This window comes from Undibacterium sp. Di26W (genome assembly GCF_049340265.1).
Classification (GTDB): Bacteria; Pseudomonadota; Gammaproteobacteria; order Burkholderiales; family Burkholderiaceae_D; genus Undibacterium.
Genome location: NZ_JBMPOR010000002.1, coordinates 69,518 through 91,327, shown reverse-complemented (window position 1 = coordinate 91,327; position 21,810 = coordinate 69,518). Strand labels below are relative to the sequence as shown.

The window sequence follows — 21,810 nt, the reverse complement described above, 5'->3', positions numbered from 1 at the left end:
TAAGTACAAACAAAAAACACAGCAAATTCTCATTTGCTTGAGAAATTCATGCAAGACACAATGTAAAATGCTGCAACAGCAGGTTCCAGGACGTGTTGAGATGTGTTTTTGGCATAGCTGGCGCGTCAACAAAAAGCACATCTCAATACGCCCCAAGAAGGTGTTTACGATCTGTAGCGAGCGAGCGTCAGCGGGGTAAGGGTAACAAAAGCGCAGCGCAAAAAGCGGAATGTACTTTAGTACATGAGCATTTTGAGCAGCGCATGAGCCCCGCGTGGACTCCGATTGCGCCCGCGCAGTAAGATCGTAAACAGGTTCTTAGCAGCTCGCCTCAAGAATAACAAAAAAACAGTCAGAGACGAAGCTGCAGGGCAAAGATTTCTTACCATCAAAAAGAGGTTGTTATGTCCAACGCAGCAAATACCGGGGCAACTTATGTCGCCTCGTTTGAGCATTTACGCATGACGGATGTTGAATCCGTCGGCGGAAAAAATGCATCATTAGGCGAAATGATCAGTCAGTTGGCCACTGCCGGGGTGCGGGTTCCTGGTGGTTTTGCCACCACGGCACAGGCTTTTCGTGATTTCCTGGCGCATAGCATCGACGGCGGTCTGCCTTTGGCCCAGCGTATTGCTGATCGCCTTGAACACCTGAACATTGATGACGTCAAGGAGCTGGCAAAAGCCGGTGCCGAGATTCGTCAATGGATTATCGATACACCTTTCCAGCCACGCCTGCAAAAGGAAATTGAAGAGTTCTACAATAAACTGGTTGCCGATTCCAGCGCAGAAATGTCGTTTGCCGTGCGTTCTTCCGCCACTGCTGAAGATTTGCCAGATGCTTCTTTCGCCGGCCAGCAAGAAACTTTCCTCAACGTGGTCGGTATCGACAATGTATTGGAAGCGATGAAGCATGTGTTTGCCTCGCTGTACAACGACAGGGCGATTTCTTACCGCGTCCATAAAGGCTTTACCCATGCCGAAGTCGCCCTGTCTGCTGGTGTGCAGCGCATGGTGCGTTCGGACCTGGGTGCCGCCGGCGTCATGTTCACGATAGATACCGAATCTGGTTTCAAGGACGTGGTATTTATCACTTCCAGCTATGGCCTGGGTGAAACCGTGGTCCAGGGTGCGGTGAATCCGGATGAGTTCTATGTACACAAACCCATGCTGGAACAGGGTAAATTGCCGGTGATACGCCGCAATATCGGTTCCAAGCTGATCAAGATGGAATTTACCGGTGAAGCCAAGGCCGGTCGTTCCGTGAAGACCGTTGACGTGCCGGTGGAATTGCGCAACCGTTATTCCCTGAATGATACCGAAGTGGTGGAGCTGGCCAAATACGCGACCATCATCGAAAAGCATTACGGTCGCCCTATGGACATAGAATGGGGCAAGGATGGTCGTGACGGCAAGCTGTACATCCTGCAGGCGCGTCCCGAAACCGTTAAATCCCAGCAAAAGGCGACTGATGCACAACAGCGCTTCAAACTGAAAGGCAGTGGCACGGTACTGGTGTCTGGTCGTGCGATTGGTCAGAAGATTGGTGCAGGTCGCGTGCGTGTCATTCATGATCCATCCGAAATGGAAAGAGTGCAGCCAGGCGACGTATTGGTGGCTGACATGACCGACCCGAACTGGGAACCTGTCATGAAGCGCGCTGCCGCTATCGTCACCAATCGCGGTGGCCGTACCTGCCATGCAGCGATTATTGCCCGTGAGCTGGGTGTGCCTGCGGTGGTAGGTTGTGAAGACGCAACCGATGTGCTGAAAGACGGCACCCTGGTCACGGTATCTTGCGCAGAAGGTGATGAAGGCAAGATTTACGATGGCTTGCTGGAAACCGAAGTCACAGAAGAGTTGCGTGGCGAGTTGCCCAAACTACCGTTGAAGATCATGCTCAATGTCGGCAATCCGCAACTGGCGTTTGACTTCCAGTCTGTGCCGAATGAAGGTGTGGGCCTGGCGCGTCTGGAATTCATCATCAACAATAATATCGGCGTACATCCAAAAGCGATTCTGGAATACCCGAATATTGATGCCGACCTGAAAAAAGCGGTGGAATCCGTCGCCCGTGGCCACGCTTCTCCAAGAGCTTTCTATGTCGACAAACTGGCAGAAGGCATCGCCACCATTGCCGCTGCATTCTGGCCGAAGAAAGTCATTGTGCGCCTGTCTGACTTCAAATCCAACGAATACAAGAAACTCATAGGCGGTTCCCGCTATGAACCGGATGAAGAAAATCCTATGCTGGGTTTCCGTGGTGCAGCGCGCTACCTGGCACCGGACTTTGCCGAATGTTTTGAGATGGAATGCCAGGCAATGAAACGCGTGCGCAATGACATGGGCCTGACCAATGTGGAAATCATGGTGCCTTTCGTCCGTACATTGGGCCAGGCAGAAAAAGTCGTGAATCTGCTGGCGAAAAATGGCTTGCGTCGTGGTGAAAATGGCCTGCGCCTGATCATGATGTGTGAAGTGCCATCGAACGCGATACTGGCTGAAGAATTTCTGCAATTCTTTGATGGTTTCTCCATCGGTTCGAACGACCTGACGCAGTTGACTCTGGGCCTGGATCGTGATTCCGGCATGGAATTGCTGGCTGCCGACTTTGACGAACGCGACCCTGCCGTGCGCGCCTTGTTGTCACGCGCCATTGCTGCCTGCCGCAAGCTGGACAAATATGTAGGCATCTGTGGTCAGGGGCCGTCCGATCATCCTGATTTTGCCGAATGGCTGATGAAAGAGGGGATCGAATCCATTTCTCTGAATCCTGATTCCGTGATCGATACCTGGCAGAAACTGGCTGCAGTTCCTAAATAAGCCAGGCATCGCATTCGTTTCTACCCGGAAAAACGGGAATGCCTGATGCGGCATTCCCGTTTTTTCTTGTTGGTGCGCCGCAACATAAATAATCCTGGACCCTTGTATTTTCTTAAATTAGGACTAGACTACCCGTGTCGAAACTTAAGAAAAAGAAAATCAATACTTCAGCAAAATTCGTGGGAAAGCCCTCGCTACCGAATAGGTAACGAGGGCTTTTTTGTGAGTAAATTCCTACGACGATTACCGATGAAAAATATAAGTCTGTCGTACAGAATGTAAAAGTAGCAGAGTCACTGGTGATATAAAAACTGATAAGGAGAATAAGAAAATGAATGGATGGATGATGTGGCTAGTGTTGGCGGGCGTGGTCGTGATACTGGAATTGTTCACGGGCACATTTTATTTGTTGATGATATCCCTGGGGCTGGCCGCTGGCGCAATAGCAGCTGTACTTCAATTGAATGCTGCCGGCCAGATGATCGTGGTGGCAATTGTCGGCTCGCTTGCCACAGCGGCTTTGCATAAAAGCAAATATGGCTGGAAAGAAAATGGCAACGCGTCACGTGATCCCAACGTGAATATGGACATAGGGCAAAGCCTGCAGGTCAATGAATGGAAAGACCAGGGCAACGGCAAGTTTGTGGCGCGTGCCATGTATCGCGGTGCCATGTGGGATGTGGAATTGCAGCACTCGGCTGGCTATCCCGGTGCTTACACGATTGAAGAAATACAAGGTAGCCGCTTGCTTGTGAAGCCGTCCTGACAAGAAATAAAAAGCAGTTTCATCAGTTTTTCTAGCGTAAATAAAAAATCATCTACATAACAATAAAGGTAAGAAAATGGAAAATATAGGTACAGTCGCTCTGGTTTTGCTGGTGTTGGGTATCGTGTTTATCTTCAAGACCATCAATGTCGTGCCGCAACAGCACGCCTGGGTGGTCGAGCGTTTGGGTAAATACCATGCCACGCTGGGGCCAGGTTTGAATATCGTGGTGCCCTTTGTTGATCGCATCGCCTACAAGCACATCCTGAAAGAAATTCCGCTGGATGTGCCGCCACAGGTATGTATCACCAGGGACAATACGCAATTGCAGGTGGATGGGATATTGTATTTCCAGATCACCGATGCCATGCGCGCTTCCTACGGTTCTTCTAACTATATTGCGGCGATTACACAACTGGCACAAACCACCTTGCGTTCGGTCATCGGCAAAATGGAATTGGATAAAACCTTCGAAGAACGCGATCACATCAATACCACCATCGTCAATGCGATTGACGAATCTGCTGCCAACTGGGGCGTGAAGGTCTTGCGTTATGAAATCAAGGATTTGACACCACCAAAAGAAATCCTGCATGCGATGCAGGCGCAGATTACTGCTGAACGCGAAAAGCGCGCCCTGATTGCAGCATCCGAAGGCCGCAAGCAAGAGCAGATCAATATCGCTACCGGTGAACGTGAAGCATCGATTGCCAAATCCGAAGGTGAAAAACAGGCTTCCATCAATCGTGCACAAGGTCAGGCCGCTGCCATTCTATCGATTGCAGAAGCCAGTGCCGAAGCCATACGCAAGACTGCCGCAGCGATACAATCGCCTGGTGGTGCTGATGCGGTCAATTTGAAAGTGGCTGAGCAATATGTCGCAGCGTTTGCCAATCTGGCTAAAACCAATAACTCGATTATCGTCCCGGCCAATATGGGTGATATGAGTGGCCTGATCGCCACTGCCATGCAAGTCGTCAAGTCGCAAAAACCTGCGGTCATCGAGTCGCCACGACGACCTGTCTAAATTGAAAGGGAGGCGTGACAGGCCTTCCTTGAATCTCTGATTTACCCCCCCCATAGCTGTACTGCAGGTACCTCCCAGGTGCCAGTAGCGCCGCTGCATTTCCGAACCTATCGGAACTTATTGAAGAAGAGGCTATTCATGTTTGAATTTATTTTGGCAGGCAGTGTTATTGCGCTGATTCTGCTGCTGTATACCAGTAATATTCTGGTTTATATCTCGAATGAGAAAATCGGTATCGTTGAAAAAAAATGGTCCGCCAGTGGCTCTGTCCAGCACGGCTTTATTGCATTGAATGGCGAAGCCGGTTTCCAGCCTGAAGTCTTGCGTGGTGGTTTTCACGTGTTCTTCCCGTTTCAATATGCTATCCACAGACATGACCTGGTGACGATACAGCAGGGTACCCTGGCCTATGTGTTTGCCCGTGATGGCCAGGCCATGGCACCTACCCAAAACCTGGCCTGTAACAAGGCGGCGAATGACTTTACCAATGTGCGCAGTTTTTTGACCAGCGACGGACAAAAAGGTCTGCAGCGCAAGATCTTGCGCGAAGGTACCTATGCCATCAACCTGGCGCAATTTGTCGTACTGACTGCTGACCGCGTGTATGCCTTGCCGCTGCCGGGTGACGGTAATGTCAGCTCTGAAGGCATGGTGGTTGGTCAGCTGGCAGAAATGCTGGATGAACTGCGCCAGCGCAATGGCTTCCTGCCGCTGGTGATACGCGACGACAAACTGGCCGTCATTACTACCCACGAAGGCCGCTCGCTGCCAGAGGGCACGATAGTGGCCCCCGTGGTTGGGGCTGATCCGCATGAAGACCGCAGTTATCATCACGACTTCCAGAACCCCGAGGTCTTCATCGAAGGCGGTGGTTATAAAGGCCGTCAGTTGCAGGTTCTGGTCGAGGGTACCTACTACCTGAACGCCCGCTTTGCCACCTATGAAATCGTCGAGAAACGTGTCGTGCCGGTGGGTTATGTCGGCGTCGTCGTGTCATACACCGGCAAGGCTGGCAATGACGTGACGGGTGAATCTTACCGTCATGGTGAACTGGTCAGCAGCGATGAAAAAGGTGTGCAGGTGACACCGCTGTTGCCGGGTAAATACGCCCTGAACCCCTATGCCAAACGGGTGATCGATGTACCGACCACCAACTTTATCCTGAAATGGCAATCTGGCCAGGTTGGTTCACATGAACTGGATAAACACCTGAGCGAAGTCTCACTGATCACTAAAGATGCGTTTGAGCCTGACTTGCCTTTGTCCGTGGTCGTCAACATCGACTACAAAATGGCACCGCTGGTGATACAAAGGTTTGGTGATATCCAGAAACTGGTGGAACAGACCCTGGACCCGATGGTGGCTGCCTATTTCAAAAACATAGGACAGGGCAAGACCCTGATTGAATTGCTGCAGGAACGTTCAGATATCCAGGAACGTGCAAAAGCTGAAATGCGCAAGAACTTTGAAGGTTATAACCTGACCCTGAATGAAGTATTGATCGGTACCCCACGGGCCAAGACCGGTGATACGCAAATTGAAGTGATCCTGAAGCAATTGCGTGAACGTCAGGTATCCAGGGAACAACTGGAAACCTATAAAACCAAGGAAACCGCTGCAGTGCAAGAGCGTATCCTGCGTGAAGCAGAAGCCAGAGCCAAACAGCAGACTGCCATTACCGAATCTGAACTGGCAGTAAAAATCGCTGAAAACCAGGGTAGTGCGGCTGTGCAAAAAGCCATCAAGGCAGCGGAAGAAGCACGCCAGGTGGCATCCGGTGCGGCCGATGCCAAACGTACTTTAGCCAATGCAGAGGCTTATCAGATCCAGCAAATCGGTGAAGCACAAGCGAAAGCGACTGAGCTGAATGTAGAAGCCTATGGCGGCCCTGAACTGCAATTCCAGCAAACGGTCTTACTGCGCTTTGCCGAAGCCATAGAGAAAGGTCATATTGCCATGGTACCGAGCATACAGACTGGTGGCAGCGGCAGCAGCTCTGCTGTGGATGCCTTCCTGGCATTGGCTGCAAAAGACTTGCTCAATAAAGGGGAGGGCAAGACAGCAAATATGAATGCCGGTTAAGCGTTTATGTGAGAGGTGGCCTTGATCAGGTCAGATCAGATCAAGGTCATCTTTTCTGTTGTTAGCAGTCCAAGTGCCTGTGCTTGTGGCTGCCACAGGCAGATATCTGCCAGCAGTGCCTGAATGCCCAGCCCGGTTTCTTTTGATACCTGCAATGCACATTGATGAAGATCAGGATTGTGATACGCAGCCTGTAAAAAATGATATTGCCACGGAAGCAGACTGATCAGCTGTACCCGGTAATGCTGGCGTGTAAATGCCAGATAGCTGGTTTCAGGATATGGTGGCGCTGGCAAATCCTGGTCAGGGGGCGCATGCTTGGCCTGTTCCCAGTACGCTAGTAAAGGAAAGCTGGTTTTCAGCAGGCGTACGCAGGCCGGAATATGGATGTTGGCATGTGAACCCATCAGCAAGTCAAATGCATGATGGGTTTTGATGTTGCGGTCTTGTTCCAGCCCTGGTGCCCGTATGACTTCGGTAAATGCCCGCTCCAGCCTTGCCATTTCAATGGGAAATTGCAATAGCCGGTCTGCTTCGTCAGCATTTCCCCCACCTGTACCTGTGGGCTGACTTCGCAGCAAAAAATCGGCAAAACCAGCACCCAGATCATACAAAGACGGTGCGCGGGATGGATGACGCCAGATATAGTTATGTGCAAAAAAATTGAACAGATCATTGCCCATCAGGCGATGTAAAACCGGGAAGTCAGCTTGCAGGCATTCCTGTAAACGCAGGATATAGCCATGGGCATAAATATGCATGCGTGATTGTTTGCCTGGTGCGGTCTTGATAACGGCTGATTCTTCCAGGCCCAGATGTTCCTGTGCCAGCGATAAACCTCTTGCCAGGCCACCAGGTGCGGTCATCACTGTCAAAAACCAGTTTTGCAATTGCGATAGCGATGGATCAGGTAAAGGCTGCTTCATGAGGTGCTGAGTTCTTCCAACTGAAAGTGTAAAGGCGTTGAAATGCTTGTAGCAGATGCTGTATTGATTTTCATGTCTGGAAAATGACCGTCCATGACCAACCGTGCCTTGTCCAGTTCTGCCAGCAATTCAGGGTAGGCTGGGATATTGGCATCCCATTCCAGCAGCGTGGAAACGCCACCCGTCAAGGCTTGCGCCAATGCAAATAGATGCCAGACTGGTGTCGGCACTGGCTGGTCATGCGTATCTATCATATAGTCGCCATAATGACTTGGCCCCGCCAGATGAATCTGCACGATGCGATCCGCAGGCAGGTTGCGTATATAGCGTTCAGCATCAAAGCCATGGTTATAGGCCGACACATAAACATTATTGACATCCAGCAGTAGCCCACAGCCGGTTTTTTCGCTTAAACGACTTAAGAATTCATCTTCAGCCATGCTTGACTGTTCAAATTCTACATAGGTGCTGGGGTTTTCCATGATCAGTGGACGCTCCAGAAAATCCTGCACTATGCGTACACGTTCAGTCACATGTTCAAGCGTGGCCTCGTTCAAGGGGAGTGGCAGTAAATCATGGGTATTCATCCCTGCTGCACCAGTCCAGCATAAATGGTCCGACACCCAGGCAGGCTGTAATTCTTTTGCCAGTTGCCTGAGTTTTTTTAGATAGTCGAAATCCAGCGCATCGCTACTGCCTATTGACAGCGATACACCATGCATGACAATGGGGCAGGTTTGCGCGATGTGTTCCAGCACATGACGCGCATAGCCATGGTTATCAATGAAATTTTCTGTGATCACCTCAAACCAGGCTACGCCGGCACCATGTTCAAGTATGTGATCAAAGTGTGTATTACGCAGACCAACGCCCAGGCCCAGATTGGGCAGGCCCAGACGTGGCTGCATAGTCTGCGTAGTCTGCATGGTGTGCGCAGCGTACTTCTTAGGCATGCTTATATATCATCAGGTTGAAGGTGGCAAAGCCAGGCGTAAGTCATTTGGCTTCGGCATTTCCCCCGGGTTTTTATGGCGCGCCGCCATGACCTTGCTATACGCTGCCCAGGCCGTGTCAAACACGGCATCACCTTGTTTGAAATCGATGTTCTTGTTTTTCAATAATTGTGCTTCATGGGGTGGCTCAGTATCAAAAGTGTACAGTGTCATTGTGCCACTCACCGGAAACAGCTGTGATGCAGAGATAGGTACGGCACAGCCGCCATAGGTCTTGCAGCGGTTATCGCTAGGCGAACTATACAGGGTGCCGGTAGGTGCCGGACCTGGTGGCGCGCCACAAATACCGTGTGAGCCACGGTCTGCCGTTGCGCCCAGAACTGGTTTCTTTTCTGGATCAACGACCATGTCTACCTGGACAAAGCCACAGCCACCCTGGGCTTCACAACCATTTGAACCACGGCAACTGTGATACACCGCAATGGCTGCGCATTGATTGTCTTCCTGTCCGGTTTCTGATCCCTTGCTGGCGTTAAAATCCAGCCCCTGACAGGAGTGGTATAAAACATTCTTGTCTGGTAGCGGAACGCTGACGGATAAATCTGGCGAGCAACCTGTGATCGCCCAGCAAATTGACATGCGGTCACCTGAACCGACCATGGACGGATAAGGGAAGTTGGTTTCCTTATTTGCCCAGTATTCGTCCAGTACCGAGGTAATGCCATAAATCGCCCCCGCAGATACGCTGCTTAACATCTGTACGGTTTTTGCGCCTTCGCTTTTCAGGCGATTCAGCGCACCAGCAACTTCGTCAGGCGCAGGGATATTTTGTGGCGCCGACGCAGCATTGTAATGCTCATTGGTTAACATGGCAGCCGTCCACTGATTGCCTGCAACGGCATGCCATTGTTCCCACGTCAGCAAATGATCCGCGGCGCTCGCTTCGGGATGCGCCATCTCTTTTTGGATATCCTGAAAGCGTTCATAGTGATCAAATGCCGCGCTATGGAAGCGTGCGGAAGCATCTCTCGATGCCGCTAATTCGCCATTACCGTCATACGCAGGATAATCGAGCCTCAAAGCTTCGCCGGATTCGCGATAGTCAGGCTGTACGGCACGCAGTAAATGCGTGCGACGGTAGTGTTTGATCCCTGCGGAATTACCTTCGCCCTGATCGGTAATGGCGCACATCATGTCTATGGCCTTGTTTTGCGAACCGGCCTTGCCACCGTCAAGATCGTCAGGGCCGAACAAAGTGTCAAATTGCGGGTATTCTTTTTCTGGATGGCTTATGTTGGGCTCTTTTGGCGTACTGTGAACATTGAACATGTCTTTTTGTACGGCATTGTTATCAAACAGTTTTTCCCATAGTGTCTGACCATCCGTATATTCCATGCTGATGTATCTGGCATAGCATTCATACATATAGCCGATGGTGCCGAACAGCGGCAGGTCAGCAAATCCCTTGTCGGGATTCCAGTTCGCCAGCGGTACATCGGGGAAATATTTATCGGCATTGTGGCGCAATTCTTCGCGCGCCTGCTTTTCTGGCTGCTCGATTGCCAAAAACAGGTCAATCTGGTTTTTATTCAATGACTCCAGATTGACCCTGACATCCTTATAGCTGTTGGTGTCTCTGAGATCAACAATGCAAGGTATGGTGTGCTTGTCGGGACCATAGCAAATCCAGCCACGGTCAGTGTTTTGCAGACCTGAATTTTCAGTAAAGCTGGGAGCGACACCAATGGCCGTAGCGATATTGGCGGCCATCTGCAAATGCAGCATTTCCTGGATGAATACGCTGAAGATGATATTGAAGGCACGCTCATTGGTGGTGGTGGGTTTGGCTGTAGTAGCCATGCCCGGCCACTGGCGGCCCTTATAATAATTATTGCCTTTGGAATTGATCTGATGCGTGCCATAGATCGAATACATGGAATTCATGTACAGCGGTATCGTAAATAACTCGACGCTGACTGTAGCCTGGGCAATCGCCCTTACGGCAGCGGCATCGGTGTCAAAGTCTGAGAGCGGGCGATTCTTGATGGCGTGCTGCGGTGTTTCAGGTATGGCTGCGAACATGGGGCTGCTCCTGCGCTGGCTTGGTATGATTAGAGGGAGATGCAGACGGGTTGGTGCAGTAAGATGTGAATAAAAACATAATGACTTTAACATAAAAGAATGTGTGCTTGGAACTATTTGAGCAAGTCATACTCTTTCTGGATTGACCGATTTAGCCACCAGTTCCTGTCCTGCTGATACAGTTTTTCGTTATTTTGGGAGCAGCTAATATGAAAGAAATCATCAGGCAATGCAGGATCAGCTTATCGCCACTTGCTGATCCTGCGCGAGCGCAGGGAATGCGTGCGTATATGAAAAATCGATTTGAATTTCTGGGTATTCCCGCACCCGACAGGCGCAAGGCATCTGTAGATATCATCCGGCAATTGAAAACAGCCGATGCTGATCAACTCCTGGTGGTGGCGACGGACCTGTGGGGCTGCAAGGAACGTGAATACCAATATCTGGCAGTGGATATCCTGGCCAAACATTACCGGCGTTTAGGCCAGAAAGATGTACCAGCCTTGCTGGCTTTGGTACAGCAAAAATCCTGGTGGGACAGTGTGGATGGCCTGGCCGGTGTATTTGGCGACCTGTTGCGCCTGCATCTTACTGAAGACAGGAAAATACAGAAAACCATGGACGCGGCTTTGCTGCATGAAGATTTTTGGGTCAGGCGTATCGCCTTGTTGCATCAACTGGGCTGGCGTGAAAAGACGGATGTGGACAGATTATGCCGGTATGCACTGGCATTGGCCGCAGAAGATGAATTCTTCATCCGTAAAGCCATAGGCTGGGCTTTGCGCGATTATGCCTGGCATGACCCGGCGATGATCCGCGCTTTTCTTGATCAGCATAAGGGGCAGTTTTCGGTATTGACACAACGTGAAGCTGCCAAAAATCTGGAAAAACTGGGCTTTTAGTGCAGAAAATCCCATTCTCGTCCGCATACAAGCCCTTATTTGCAATATGATACCGAACTAACTTAGTTTCTTACTTGTTGTCCGCCTATTGTATTGTTGTATCGATTTTTTCAATGAAACCTATCAAGATTATTGTGTCTGCCGTAGTGGCAGTCTGCTTGGCTATTGCCACCTATTTTGTCATTCATAAAAATACCCAGACAGCGGGGGGAGGCGCCAGTGCTGAATCTGCACTGGTCGACCCCAAGGATGGCTTTGATGCCAGCAAAATACCGGATGACTTGAATGGTTTGCTGGTCGCCTACCGCAAGATCATCGTCTTGCTGGCGGATGAAAAAAAGCAGGGACCCAAAGAACGCAACGAAGCCAATCGCATCGGGCAAGCCCTGTTTCATGAAAACCTGGTCAGGTTAAATAATCTCGATACCTATTTTGATAAGCTCAAGACCCGCCATGCGGTCCAGCGGGAAGCCAGCTTCGACACTATCCTGACGTATATAGAATCTGGTGAAGACCTGTATGACGCTGATCGTCTGGCATTCAGGGAAGTATTGGTCAGGATGCAAAAGCTGATCGCTACCGAGCAGACCTTGCCTTCCATCAAATTGCACAAGCGCGTCAGCGATGACTTGAATGCCTTGAGCGAGATTGAAAAGGAATACGACAAGGAACTCAAAGAGATATTTTCTCGCTTTGAGTCACGCTCGATAGAGTTGAAGCGCGAACGCTGGGATGATTACATCGCCAAACTGCGCAAATTATATAACCGTGAACAAATCCTCAAAGACTACGGCATTATCTTGCCGTATCCGGAAAAACCGGAGCCAGTAAGCGAAAAAGAAAAAGACATTTTCGGTCAGGGCCTGCCAGCCAAGACCGTGGTGCTGACGTTTGATGATGGCCCACATGCCACCTATACCGATGAAATTGCAGCGATATTGAAGCAATACAATGTGCCCGGCGTATTCTTCCAGGTGGGTAAAAACGTTGGCAGCATCGATGCCAAAGGCAAAGAGCTGCTGAATAAAAATGCCGAAACCAGTAGAAGATTGCTGAGCGCAGGCCATGTGCTGGCCAATCACAGCTTCAGCCATGCCTTGCTGTCCAAACAAAGTGGTGACAGCCTGAATGCTGAAATTGAGCAAACCGATAAATTGCTGAAGGCGATTGATCCTGCACGCTCTGCCTTGTTCCGCTTTCCGTACGGCGCAAAGAGCAAGGAAGGCATGCAAATCCTCGGCAGATTGGGCTTGCACTCTGTCATGTGGAATATTGATTCACTGGATTGGGCTGATCCGGTGCCAAATTCTATTGCTGGTCGTGTCCTGGGTACGCTGGAAAAAGAACAGCGTGGCATCATTCTCTTCCATGATATCCATGAGCGCACGATCAAGGCCTTGCCTCTGGTGCTGGATAAACTGATTGCTGATGGCTACAGCTTTGCATCCTGGGATGGTGCTGATTTCAAGGTCGTCAAGGGCGGCAAGGCGACACCAGAAAAAGTCAGCATCAGTACCGATTATCAAAATAGCTGGGCCATCGTGATCGGCATTAATGATTATGCCAAATGGCCCAAGTTGCAATATGCCGTGCAGGACGCCAATGCCATTCGCGATATGCTGGTCAGCAAACTGGGCTTCCCGGGTGACAAGGTATTGACACTGACGAATGGCGATGCAACCAGGAATAATATTCTTGCCCTGTTCCATGAAAAACTGGGTCACGGGCAATTGAAGAAAGATGACCGGGTGTTTGTGTTTTTTGCCGGACATGGTGCTACCAGAAAGCTGAGTTCTGGCCGCAACCTGGGGTATATCATCCCGGTAGATTCCGATCCTGAACAGTTGTCGGTCGATGCCATTCCCATGACGGATTTGCAAAACATTGCCGAAAGCCTGAATGCCAAACATATCCTGTTTGTGATGGATGCCTGTTATAGCGGCCTGGGCCTGACGCGTGGCGGAGGCAGCGGTGCCTTCCTGCGTGAAAATGCACGTCGCATGGGCCGGCAAATGCTGACTGCAGGTGGTGCCGACCAACTGGTGGCCGATGGCGGGCCAAATGGACATTCTGTATTTACCTGGACTTTGCTGCAGGCCTTAAGTGGCAAGGCTGACCTGAACGGTGATGGCATGATTACCGCGACGGAACTGGCCGCCTATATCGCCCCGGCGGTATCCAGCATGTCGCAGCAGACCCCGGCGTTTGGTAGCCTGCCAGGTTCTGAAGGTGGCGAGTTTGTATTTGAAATGCATAGCGAAGGCGAGTTCTTGAGTGCAAAAACCAATCAGTTATCTGCTGATGCGATTGCCCTCAACAACAAAATTGATGGGGCAACCGTCAAAGCTGGCAGTGAAGCGCCCATCGTCATTAAAAACCTGAATGGTGGCGAACAGAAAATCGCGGCACCCAAAATGGTGGATGCGCCATCGCGCCAATTGGCACAAAGAGCGAATGACAATGGCTTGCAACTGTACAGGGAAAAACAGTATGCCCAGGCCGAAGCTGCGTTTACCGAGGCCTTGAAATACCGTCCTGATTTTGGCCTGGCCGCAAACAATCTGGGCTTTGTCTATTTCAAGCAGCAAAAATATGCAGAGGCAGCGCGCTGGTTTGAAAATACCTTGCAGATTGATCCATCCCGTGCGATTGCCTACCTGAACCTGGGGGACGCCAGAGCCATGCTGAATGAAAACGAAAAAGCTAAAAAAGCGTATACCAGTTTCCTGGAACTGTCGCCGAATAGCCCCAATGCCAATTACGTCAAAGAAGCCCTGAAAAAATTGGACTGATGCTGCCTTGAATGCATTCAGGGGCAACACGACTTTGGGTAAAGGATAAAAAATGAATGGTGTAACATTAAAGGCAATCCGCAGTTTGCTGCATTTCAGTCAGCACGAAGCAGCAGAATTAATCGGCGGTGTCACACAACGCAACTGGAGCAACTGGGAAGCGGGCGCGCAAAAGATACCGCAAGACGTGATATCGATGATTAATTACCTGATGGCTTGCCGTAAGAAGGCAATTGCAGAGACGCAAGCAGCAATAAAAACCTATTACCAGCAAATGCCCGCAGATGTCAGCAAAAAACCAATAGCGCTGGTGTGGTATGACAATTTTGAAGACTGGTGTACCTTGCCATATCGTGAATCCATTATGTGGCGGCCACAACAGTCGGTGCTTGCCCATCTGATCTCGGTAGAAAACTGCAACATCGTGCAGTTTGATGCCGTCGCTTATGAAAACTGGCTGGGCCGACGTACAGACAGCGATTCCATGCGCAATCAATGGGCGACCGAGCAGGTACACCTGCCGCAAAATTAAAATCAAAAATAGAATGAGAATCAAGGCTGTGGTGGCGCAGCCTTGCGATGAGTTCTAGTGTAGCACTACATTAGTGGACTGTAACAATTGAAACAGAGTGCCTTCCGCTTGCGCGACGACCATGGCTGCGTTGCAAATGCTCGCGATAGTTCACTATCGCTGTGCTTTGCGCCTTGCCCTGATCACCGGGCAAGCGTCTTTCACTTCTGTTTCAACTGTTACAGTCCACTAGTTATCTTTGCCCTATGCGGGTGTCGCCAAACAAGTTTTTCTGATCACGTGGTTGTGAGCGCCAGTACTGCTTTGGCGCGTCCACTGTGGCATTCAATTGCGCGGCTGCATGCCACGGCCAATGCGGGTCATATAAAATCCCGCGGGCGATGGCGATCGCATCCGCCTTGCCTGCCTTGATAATATCCTCTGCCTGTTGCGCGTCCGTGATCAAGCCTACGGCAATCACAGGCAGGCTGCAATGCTGCTTGATTTCTTCCGCTAAATGAACCTGATAGCCAGGTCCCAGAGGAATCTTTTGTTCCGGCGAAACACCACCACTGGAAACATGGATAAAGTCACAGCCGCGCTCTTGCAATGTCTGCACGAAGCGCTTGCTTTGCGCGACATCCAGTCCACCCTCAACCCAGTCTGTTGCCGAAAGACGCACGCCAACTGTCATGCTATCTTTGGGTACGGCGGCACGTACGGCCTCAAACACTTCCAGCGGAAAGCGCAAACGGTTTTCCACTGAGCCACCATACTGGTCAGTACGCTGATTGGCAATCGGTGACAGGAACTGGTGCAACAGATAGCCATGTGCAGCATGTATTTCTATGGCATTGATGCCTAGTCTGTGGGCCCGCACGGCGGCATCAACAAAGGCATTTTTGACTCGCTGTAAACCTGCTTCATCCAGCGCCAGGGGCGGGCGTTCGCCTTTGGCATGGGCTAAGGCTGAAGGGGCGGCCATTTGCCAGCCACCATCTTCTATCGCGATAAGCTGGCCACCATGCCAGGGTGCCTGGCTGGATGCCTTGCGGCCCGCATGGGCAAGCTGTATCGCAATCGGCATGTTTGAATGCTTGCGTAGGGATTTCAAAACCTCACCAAGTGCAGTCTCGGTTTCATCTGACCACAAACCCAGATCACCAGGAGAAATGCGGCCTATATCTTCGACTGCGGTTGCTTCCAGTATCAATAAGCCGGCGCCCGACAGAGCCAGACCACCGAGATGGATAAGATGCCAGTCGGTGGCCTTACCGTTGTCGGCAGAGTACTGGCACATGGGCGCAATAATGATGCGGTTTGTCAGGTTCAGTGATCCAAGACGGAGAGGGGAAAAGAGGGCGCTCATAATTTTGCAAACCTGCGGTAGAGATCAATGGGGAAAGGGGTTTCCATACATTATGCCCGCAGTTTCCCTTTGCTGCCGCCAGGCTGTCAGCGCCAGCCTGGCGGCTTCAATCCACCCTATCCATCGCCGCGACCAACTGCCTGATTTTGATTGCTTTTTCAAAATGATCGAATCGGTTTTCCAGTATCCACCAGGTAGCAGCTTCCATCAGCAATTCCGGGTCATCATTTTTATTGGCGAAGAAGGCGTAAAAGGATAGCCCGACATCCTGGCCCTTTTGTTTGATTTTGTTGTCGCATACTGCAATGATCTTTTTTCTTAATGCATCTTGCATGAAAAGGCCTTTGTATATTTATCAGGAAGTTCTGCAAAGTGTTGCAGGTGGCGTATTGTTGTCATTGTGTGTTGTCTGGATAACTATGACTAGTCCAAATCCAGACTTTTTTGCCCTTGCTATTGATTTTGTCTTTGTTGCGCCCATTTGCTTTACGTAAATGGATGCTGTCTTTGTTATGGCATCGGCAACCTTGATGGGCATTAACATGGAATGGCTACTTGCTGTATTGGTCTTGCTGGGACTGGGGGTGTTTGTGGTGCCCCGGGCGCGTTTGCGCTATGTGCTGTCGCAGGCTTTCCCCTTGAATTATTCAAAAATCCTGAGGAAAAACTTGCCAGGCTATTCACGCATGCCTACTGATTTGCAAATGCAATTGAAGCGGCGCATACGTCAATTTTTATATCAAAAGACCTTTGTCGGTTGCGGTGGCCTGCATATCACTGATGAAATCAGGGTAACGATTGCCGGCAAGGCTTGTCTCTTGCTATTGAACCGGGAATCGGATGTGTATCCGCAGCTTACCCATGTGCTGGTGTACCCATCGGCATTCGTGGCCCCCAGAACGCAGATGAATACGGATGGTGTCGTCACCCATACCAACCAGGGCTTGAGTGGTGAATCCTGGAGTGATGGCCGGGTGATCCTGGCCTGGGATCAGGTTGCGCATAATCCTGACACCGAAGCACGCGGGCAGGATGTGGTTGTGCATGAATTTGCGCATCAACTCGATAGTGAAACAGGAACTACCAACGGTGCCCCGGCTTTGAAGTCTGCAGCGGCGTATAAGGCCTGGTCTGAGCTGATGGAAAGAGAATATGCGCAATTACACGAAGCAATTGCCAACGATATCCCGACCATCATTGACCCCTATGGTGCAACCAATCCGGCAGAATTCTTTGCTGTCGTGACCGAAGCATTTTTCAAGAAAAGCCGCGATCTTTCGCATTATCATCCTGCACTCTATGCGCAGTTGCAGGGTTATTATCGGGTTGACCCCTGTGACTGGGTGTAAGATCGTAAACACGTTCTTAGTGCCATACATAAAAACAAGGGGCGCATTTTGCGCCCCTTTGCTATTACTCTGCTGCTTCCAGATATTCCTGTTGTTCCAGCCAATCGGCTTCGATCTGCCCCAGTTCCTTGACGACGTAAGCCTGGTCGAGTAGCAGGGTCTTCAGTTTTTCCTTGTTGGCATCGTTGTAGATATCGCTATCTTCCAACTGCACATCGATGTCTTTCTTTTTCAGGTTCAGCTTGGCCATCTGTTCTTCAAGACGTTTGATGCGTGTTTCTATCGGTTTGCGCAGATTGGCGAGGCGCAGGCGTTCATCTGCATCGCGTTTTCGTTGTTCCTTGTCGTCGACTTTGGCAACAGGGATGGTCTTGGCTTGTGGTAAAGCGGCTTCCTGAGCCTTGGTTTTTTCTGGCAGGGCAGGGGCGGCTTTTTCCAGTTTGTTTTTGAACAGCCAGTCTTTGTAGTCGTCCAAATCGCCGTCAAACGGTTGCAGCTTGCCATCGGCCACGATGATGAACTGATCGGTGGTGGCGCGCAGCAAATGCCTGTCATGGGAGACCACGACCAGGGTGCCTTCAAACTGCGCCAGGGCATCGGTCAGGGCTTCGCGGGTTTCCAGGTCCAGATGGTTGGTTGGTTCATCCAGCAGCAAGAGGTTGGGGCGCTGCCAGACGATCATTGCCAGTGCCAGACGGGCTTTTTCACCGCCAGAGAATGGTTTGATCGGGCTGCTCACCATGGTGCCGGGGAAGTTGAAGCCACCGAGGAAATTGCGCAATTCCTGCTCGCGTACATCGGGTGCGATATGCGCCAGATGCCACAGCGGTGATTCATCATGACGCAGCATTTCGACCTGGTGCTGGGCAAAATAACCGATTGATAAGCCCTTGCCGGTTTGCATGACGCCGTTCAAAGGCGCGATGTCGCCGACGATGGTTTTGATCAGTGTGGATTTACCCGCACCATTCACACCCAAGAGGCCGATGCGCTGGCCGATTTGCAGCGTGAACTTGACATCACCGACGATTTTTTTCTCGGTGAAGCTGTGATCGGTTTCTGATTCTATACGATAGCCGCAATCAACATCTTCCATCACCAGCATGGGGTTGGGTGCGCTGAGTGGCTCGCGGAACTCAAAAGAGAATTCGGCAGCAGCGCGCAAAGGTGCCATTTCTTCCATACGTGCCAAAGCCTTGATACGGCTCTGCGCCTGCTTGGCTTTGGATGCCTTGGCCTTGAAGCGGTCGATAAAGGATTGCAGATGGGCGCGCTTGCGGGTCTGTTTCTCCAGCATGCCTTGCGCCAGTTCCAGTTGGGCGGCACGCTGGCGTTCAAAACCGGAATAATTACCACCGTAACGCTTGAGCTTGCGCTCATCAATGTGGACGATGACATTCACCACGCCGTCAAGAAAATCGCGGTCATGGGAAATGATGATCAGCGTGCCTTCATAACGCTTCAGCCAGTCTTCCAGCCAGATGATGGCATCCAGATCCAGATGGTTGGTCGGTTCATCCAGCAGCAGCAAATCGGATTTGCACATCAGCGCTTGCGCCAGGTTCAGGCGCATGCGCCAGCCACCAGAAAAACTGGCAACCGGTTGTTCCAGTTCATTGATCTTGAAGCCCAGGCCCAGCAGTAATTGCTCTGCACGCGGGCGCACGGTATAGGCGTCGGCATCGGCCAGTGCACCGTACATATTGCCGATGGCAATGCCGTTGTCATAGCTCTCTGGCTGGGCTTCCAGTTCGGCCAGTTGCGCTTCCAGTTTGCGCAGGGCGACGTCGCCGTCTATCGCGTAATCGATGGCACTGCGTTCGAGTGGTGGGGTTTCCTGCGCCACGTGGGCAAGCTGCCATTTGGCCGGAAAATCAATGCTGCCCTGGTCGGGATGTAATTCACCGCGCAACATGGCAAACAGGCTGGATTTGCCTGCGCCGTTAGAGCCGATCAAGCCTATCTTGTCGCCGGGATTGAGCGTCACATCGACGCTGTCAAATAAAGGTTTGATGCCGCGCGCCAGGACGACTTGTTGAAGACGTATCATATAAACTTAAAGTAATGGGGTAATACTGTTTTGTTGATGCAAAAAAATGGAAAAACGGGCAAAACTGAATTTGCCCGTCTTCATGATGTTTATTACACTGCGCTACACTGATTTATGCAGTGAAATTGGTCAGTTGGCTGGCTTCCACCAAAAATACCATGTCATCACCGGCACTGGTACTTAACCAGGTCAGGTTCAGTTCGGGGAAGGCGGCTTCGGCAAAGGCACGTTCATTGCCAATTTCCACCATCAGCAAACCATCTTCGGTCAGCCGCTGTGCAGCACCGGCGACGATCTTGCGCACCAGGTCCATGCCATCATCACCGCCAGCCAGGGCAATTTGCGGCTCATGCATGTATTCCTTGGGCAGCTTGGCCATGGAGCCGGAATTCACATACGGCGGGTTGGTGATGATGAGATCGTATTTCTTGTCCGGCACATTGCTGTACAGGTCTGACTCGATCAGCGTAATGCGGTCTTGCAATTCATAGGTTGCCACATTGCGTTTTGCCACTTCCAGCGCATCTTTGGAAATATCGACAGCATCCACATGGGCTTCAGAAAACATATCGGCCAGCATGATGGGCAGGCAGCCTGAACCGGTGCACAGCTCAAGGATATTGCTGATCGCTTCAGGATCAGTCACCCATGGTGAAAAATGTTCGGGGATCAGTTCTGCAATGAAGGAGCGCGGCACGATGACGCGTTCATCCACATAGAAATTGTAAGTGCCCAGCCAGGCTTCATTGGTAATGTAGGAAGCGGGCACGCGGTCTACCGCACGTCTGTCGATCACACGCAATACCGCATCTATTTCTGATGGCAATAAATGCGCATCAAGGAAGGGCTCTATCTTGTCTAGCGGCAAATGCAGGGTATGCAGCAATAAATAAGCTGCTTCATCCAGCGCATTGGCACTGCCATGGCCAAAGAACAGTTTTTCTTTGTTGAAACGGGTGACGGCATAACGCAACAGATCGCGCAGGGTCAGAAAGGTGGTGGCAGGTGTAGTCATATTGTTTCCGTATCGGCCAGTGGCTGGCTGAGGCTCAGGTCAGCAAGTTTTCCAGGGTGCGTCGATAAATATTTTTGAGCGGATCTATGTATTGCAGCTCTATGTGTTCGTCGATTTTATGGATGCTGGCATTCGGCGGCCCAAATTCCACCACTTGCGGGCAGATCTTGGCAATGAAGCGACCATCAGAAGTACCCCCGGTAGTAGAGAGCTCAGTTGTGATGCCGGTTTCGGCATGTATGGCATCACCCAATGCATCACTGAGGCTGCCTTTGGGGGTCAGGAAAGGGTGGCCGCCGACCGTCCATTTCAAATCATATTCCAGGCCATGTTTGTCGAGGATGGCATGCACGCGTTGCTGCAAACCCTCGGCGGTGCTGGCGGTGGAGAAACGGAAATTGAAATCGATGACGGCATCGCCAGGTATCACGTTGGATGCGCCAGTGCCCGCATGGATATTCGACATTTGCCAGGATGTGGGCAGGTAATAGGCATTACCCTGATCCCAGACTTCAGCCACCAGTTCTGCCATCGCAGGTGCGGCCAGATGAATGGGGTTTTTTGCCAGTTGCGGATAGGCGATATGGCCTTGCACGCCTTTGACGATCAGTTTGCCCGACATGGTGCCGCGACGGCCATTCTTGATGGTGTCGCCTAGTTGGTCGACAGAAGTCGGTTCGCCAACAATGCAATAATCAAGCTGTTCGCCACGTGCTTTCAGTTTCTCGCACACCACCACGGTGCCATCGGTGGCCGGCCCCTCTTCGTCGCTGGTTATCAGGAAACCGATAGAGCCTTGATGGTCTGGATGGGCCGCGATGAATTCTTCTGTTGCCACGACAAAGGCGGCGATTGAGGTTTTCATGTCGGCGGCACCGCGACCATACAGTTTGCCATCCCTGTGGGTAGGTGTAAAAGGTGCCGATTGCCATTGGGTGACCGGGCCGGTGGGTACGACATCGGTATGGCCGGCAAACACCAGCAGGGGCTGGCTATGGCCGCGCCTGGCCCACAGATTGGTGACTTCACCGGACTGTATGGTTTCACACTGGAAGCCCAGCGGTTCCAGCAGGGCGATGAGGGTGTTTTGGCAGCCTTTGTCTTCAGGTGTGACTGAATCCAGTGCAATCAACTGTTCGGTCAGGGCAAGTGTTTTGCTCATGT

At 51.2% G+C, this 21,810-nt stretch carries 16 protein-coding genes; 8 read left to right on the top strand and 8 right to left on the bottom strand.

All coding sequences use genetic code 11. The features are described from left to right. The first annotated feature begins 404 nt into the window (after nt 1-404). From ppsA to ACO0LM_RS02745, 4 genes are all read left to right on the top strand, one after another. Complete coding sequence (ppsA, locus tag ACO0LM_RS02760; RefSeq protein ID WP_423034132.1) at nt 405-2,822, top strand: phosphoenolpyruvate synthase; 2,418 nt, start codon at nt 405-407, stop codon at nt 2,820-2,822. A gap of 331 nt (nt 2,823-3,153) precedes the next feature. Beyond that, entirely contained in the window at nt 3,154-3,588 is a 435-nt protein-coding gene (locus tag ACO0LM_RS02755; RefSeq protein WP_423034130.1) for an NfeD family protein, read from the top strand. A gap of 76 nt (nt 3,589-3,664) precedes the next feature. Further along, the gene (locus ACO0LM_RS02750; protein ID WP_423034128.1) at nt 3,665-4,615 is read left to right on the top strand and encodes an SPFH domain-containing protein; all 951 of its coding nucleotides are present in this window, start codon (nt 3,665-3,667) and stop codon (nt 4,613-4,615) included. Nucleotides 4,616-4,753: 138 nt separating this feature from the next. Next, the gene (locus ACO0LM_RS02745; protein WP_423034126.1) at nt 4,754-6,697 is read left to right on the top strand and encodes an SPFH domain-containing protein; all 1,944 of its coding nucleotides are present in this window, start codon (nt 4,754-4,756) and stop codon (nt 6,695-6,697) included. 35 nt (nt 6,698-6,732) lie between these two features. On the opposite strand, the gene ACO0LM_RS02740 is transcribed toward ACO0LM_RS02745, so the two are convergent. From ACO0LM_RS02740 to ACO0LM_RS02730, 3 genes are read right to left on the bottom strand one after another with little or no spacing between them, the layout of a single operon-like run. Beyond that, on the bottom strand, nt 6,733-7,623 hold the full coding sequence (locus ACO0LM_RS02740; RefSeq protein ID WP_423034124.1) for a putative DNA-binding domain-containing protein: 891 nt from the start codon (nt 7,621-7,623) through the stop codon (nt 6,733-6,735). Next, entirely contained in the window at nt 7,620-8,576 is a 957-nt protein-coding gene (locus ACO0LM_RS02735) for a DUF692 domain-containing protein (protein ID WP_423034122.1), read from the bottom strand. The genes ACO0LM_RS02740 and ACO0LM_RS02735 overlap by 4 nt, the downstream gene beginning before the upstream one ends. A gap of 12 nt (nt 8,577-8,588) precedes the next feature. Continuing rightward, entirely contained in the window at nt 8,589-10,658 is a 2,070-nt protein-coding gene (locus ACO0LM_RS02730; RefSeq protein ID WP_423034120.1) for a ferritin-like domain-containing protein, read from the bottom strand. Nucleotides 10,659-10,867: 209 nt separating this feature from the next. On the opposite strand from ACO0LM_RS02730, the gene ACO0LM_RS02725 reads away from it, so the two are divergent. The 3 genes from ACO0LM_RS02725 (at nt 10,868) to ACO0LM_RS02715 (ending at nt 14,884) form a co-directional block, all read left to right on the top strand. After that, entirely contained in the window at nt 10,868-11,560 is a 693-nt protein-coding gene (locus ACO0LM_RS02725) for a DNA alkylation repair protein (RefSeq protein ID WP_423034118.1), read from the top strand. 113 nt (nt 11,561-11,673) lie between these two features. Then, nucleotides 11,674-14,352, top strand: a complete 2,679-nt coding sequence (locus tag ACO0LM_RS02720) for a polysaccharide deacetylase family protein (RefSeq protein WP_423034116.1) — start codon at nt 11,674-11,676, stop codon at nt 14,350-14,352. Nucleotides 14,353-14,404: 52 nt separating this feature from the next. Continuing rightward, nucleotides 14,405-14,884 carry a DUF1870 family protein gene (locus ACO0LM_RS02715; RefSeq protein WP_423034114.1) on the top strand — a complete coding sequence of 160 codons (480 nt, stop codon included), beginning with the start codon at nt 14,405-14,407 and terminating at the stop codon, nt 14,882-14,884. Nucleotides 14,885-15,116: 232 nt separating this feature from the next. Here ACO0LM_RS02715 and ACO0LM_RS02710 read toward each other — a convergent pair whose 3' ends face one another. Beyond that, complete coding sequence (locus ACO0LM_RS02710; protein ID WP_423034112.1) at nt 15,117-16,232, bottom strand: NADH:flavin oxidoreductase/NADH oxidase; 1,116 nt, start codon at nt 16,230-16,232, stop codon at nt 15,117-15,119. A 106-nt stretch (nt 16,233-16,338) separates the two neighbouring features. Beyond that, a complete protein-coding gene (locus ACO0LM_RS02705; RefSeq protein WP_423034110.1) occupies nt 16,339-16,566 on the bottom strand; it encodes a DUF6500 family protein in 228 nt (75 codons plus the stop codon). Between the two features lie 196 nt (nt 16,567-16,762). On the opposite strand from ACO0LM_RS02705, the gene ACO0LM_RS02700 reads away from it, so the two are divergent. Beyond that, entirely contained in the window at nt 16,763-17,581 is an 819-nt protein-coding gene (locus ACO0LM_RS02700) for a zinc-dependent peptidase (RefSeq protein WP_423034108.1), read from the top strand. Between the two features lie 64 nt (nt 17,582-17,645). On the opposite strand, the gene ACO0LM_RS02695 is transcribed toward ACO0LM_RS02700, so the two are convergent. The 3 genes from ACO0LM_RS02695 to dapE all read right to left on the bottom strand — a co-directional run bounded on the left by ACO0LM_RS02695 (nt 17,646) and on the right by dapE (nt 21,808). Further along, nucleotides 17,646-19,631, bottom strand: coding sequence for an ATP-binding cassette domain-containing protein (locus ACO0LM_RS02695; RefSeq protein WP_423034106.1), 1,986 nt, complete (start codon nt 19,629-19,631; stop codon nt 17,646-17,648). Nucleotides 19,632-19,743: 112 nt separating this feature from the next. Beyond that, nucleotides 19,744-20,646 carry a 50S ribosomal protein L3 N(5)-glutamine methyltransferase gene (gene prmB / locus ACO0LM_RS02690; protein ID WP_422982222.1) on the bottom strand — a complete coding sequence of 301 codons (903 nt, stop codon included), beginning with the start codon at nt 20,644-20,646 and terminating at the stop codon, nt 19,744-19,746. Between the two features lie 34 nt (nt 20,647-20,680). Next, entirely contained in the window at nt 20,681-21,808 is a 1,128-nt protein-coding gene (gene dapE, locus ACO0LM_RS02685) for a succinyl-diaminopimelate desuccinylase (protein WP_423034104.1), read from the bottom strand. Nucleotides 21,809-21,810 lie beyond the last annotated feature (2 nt).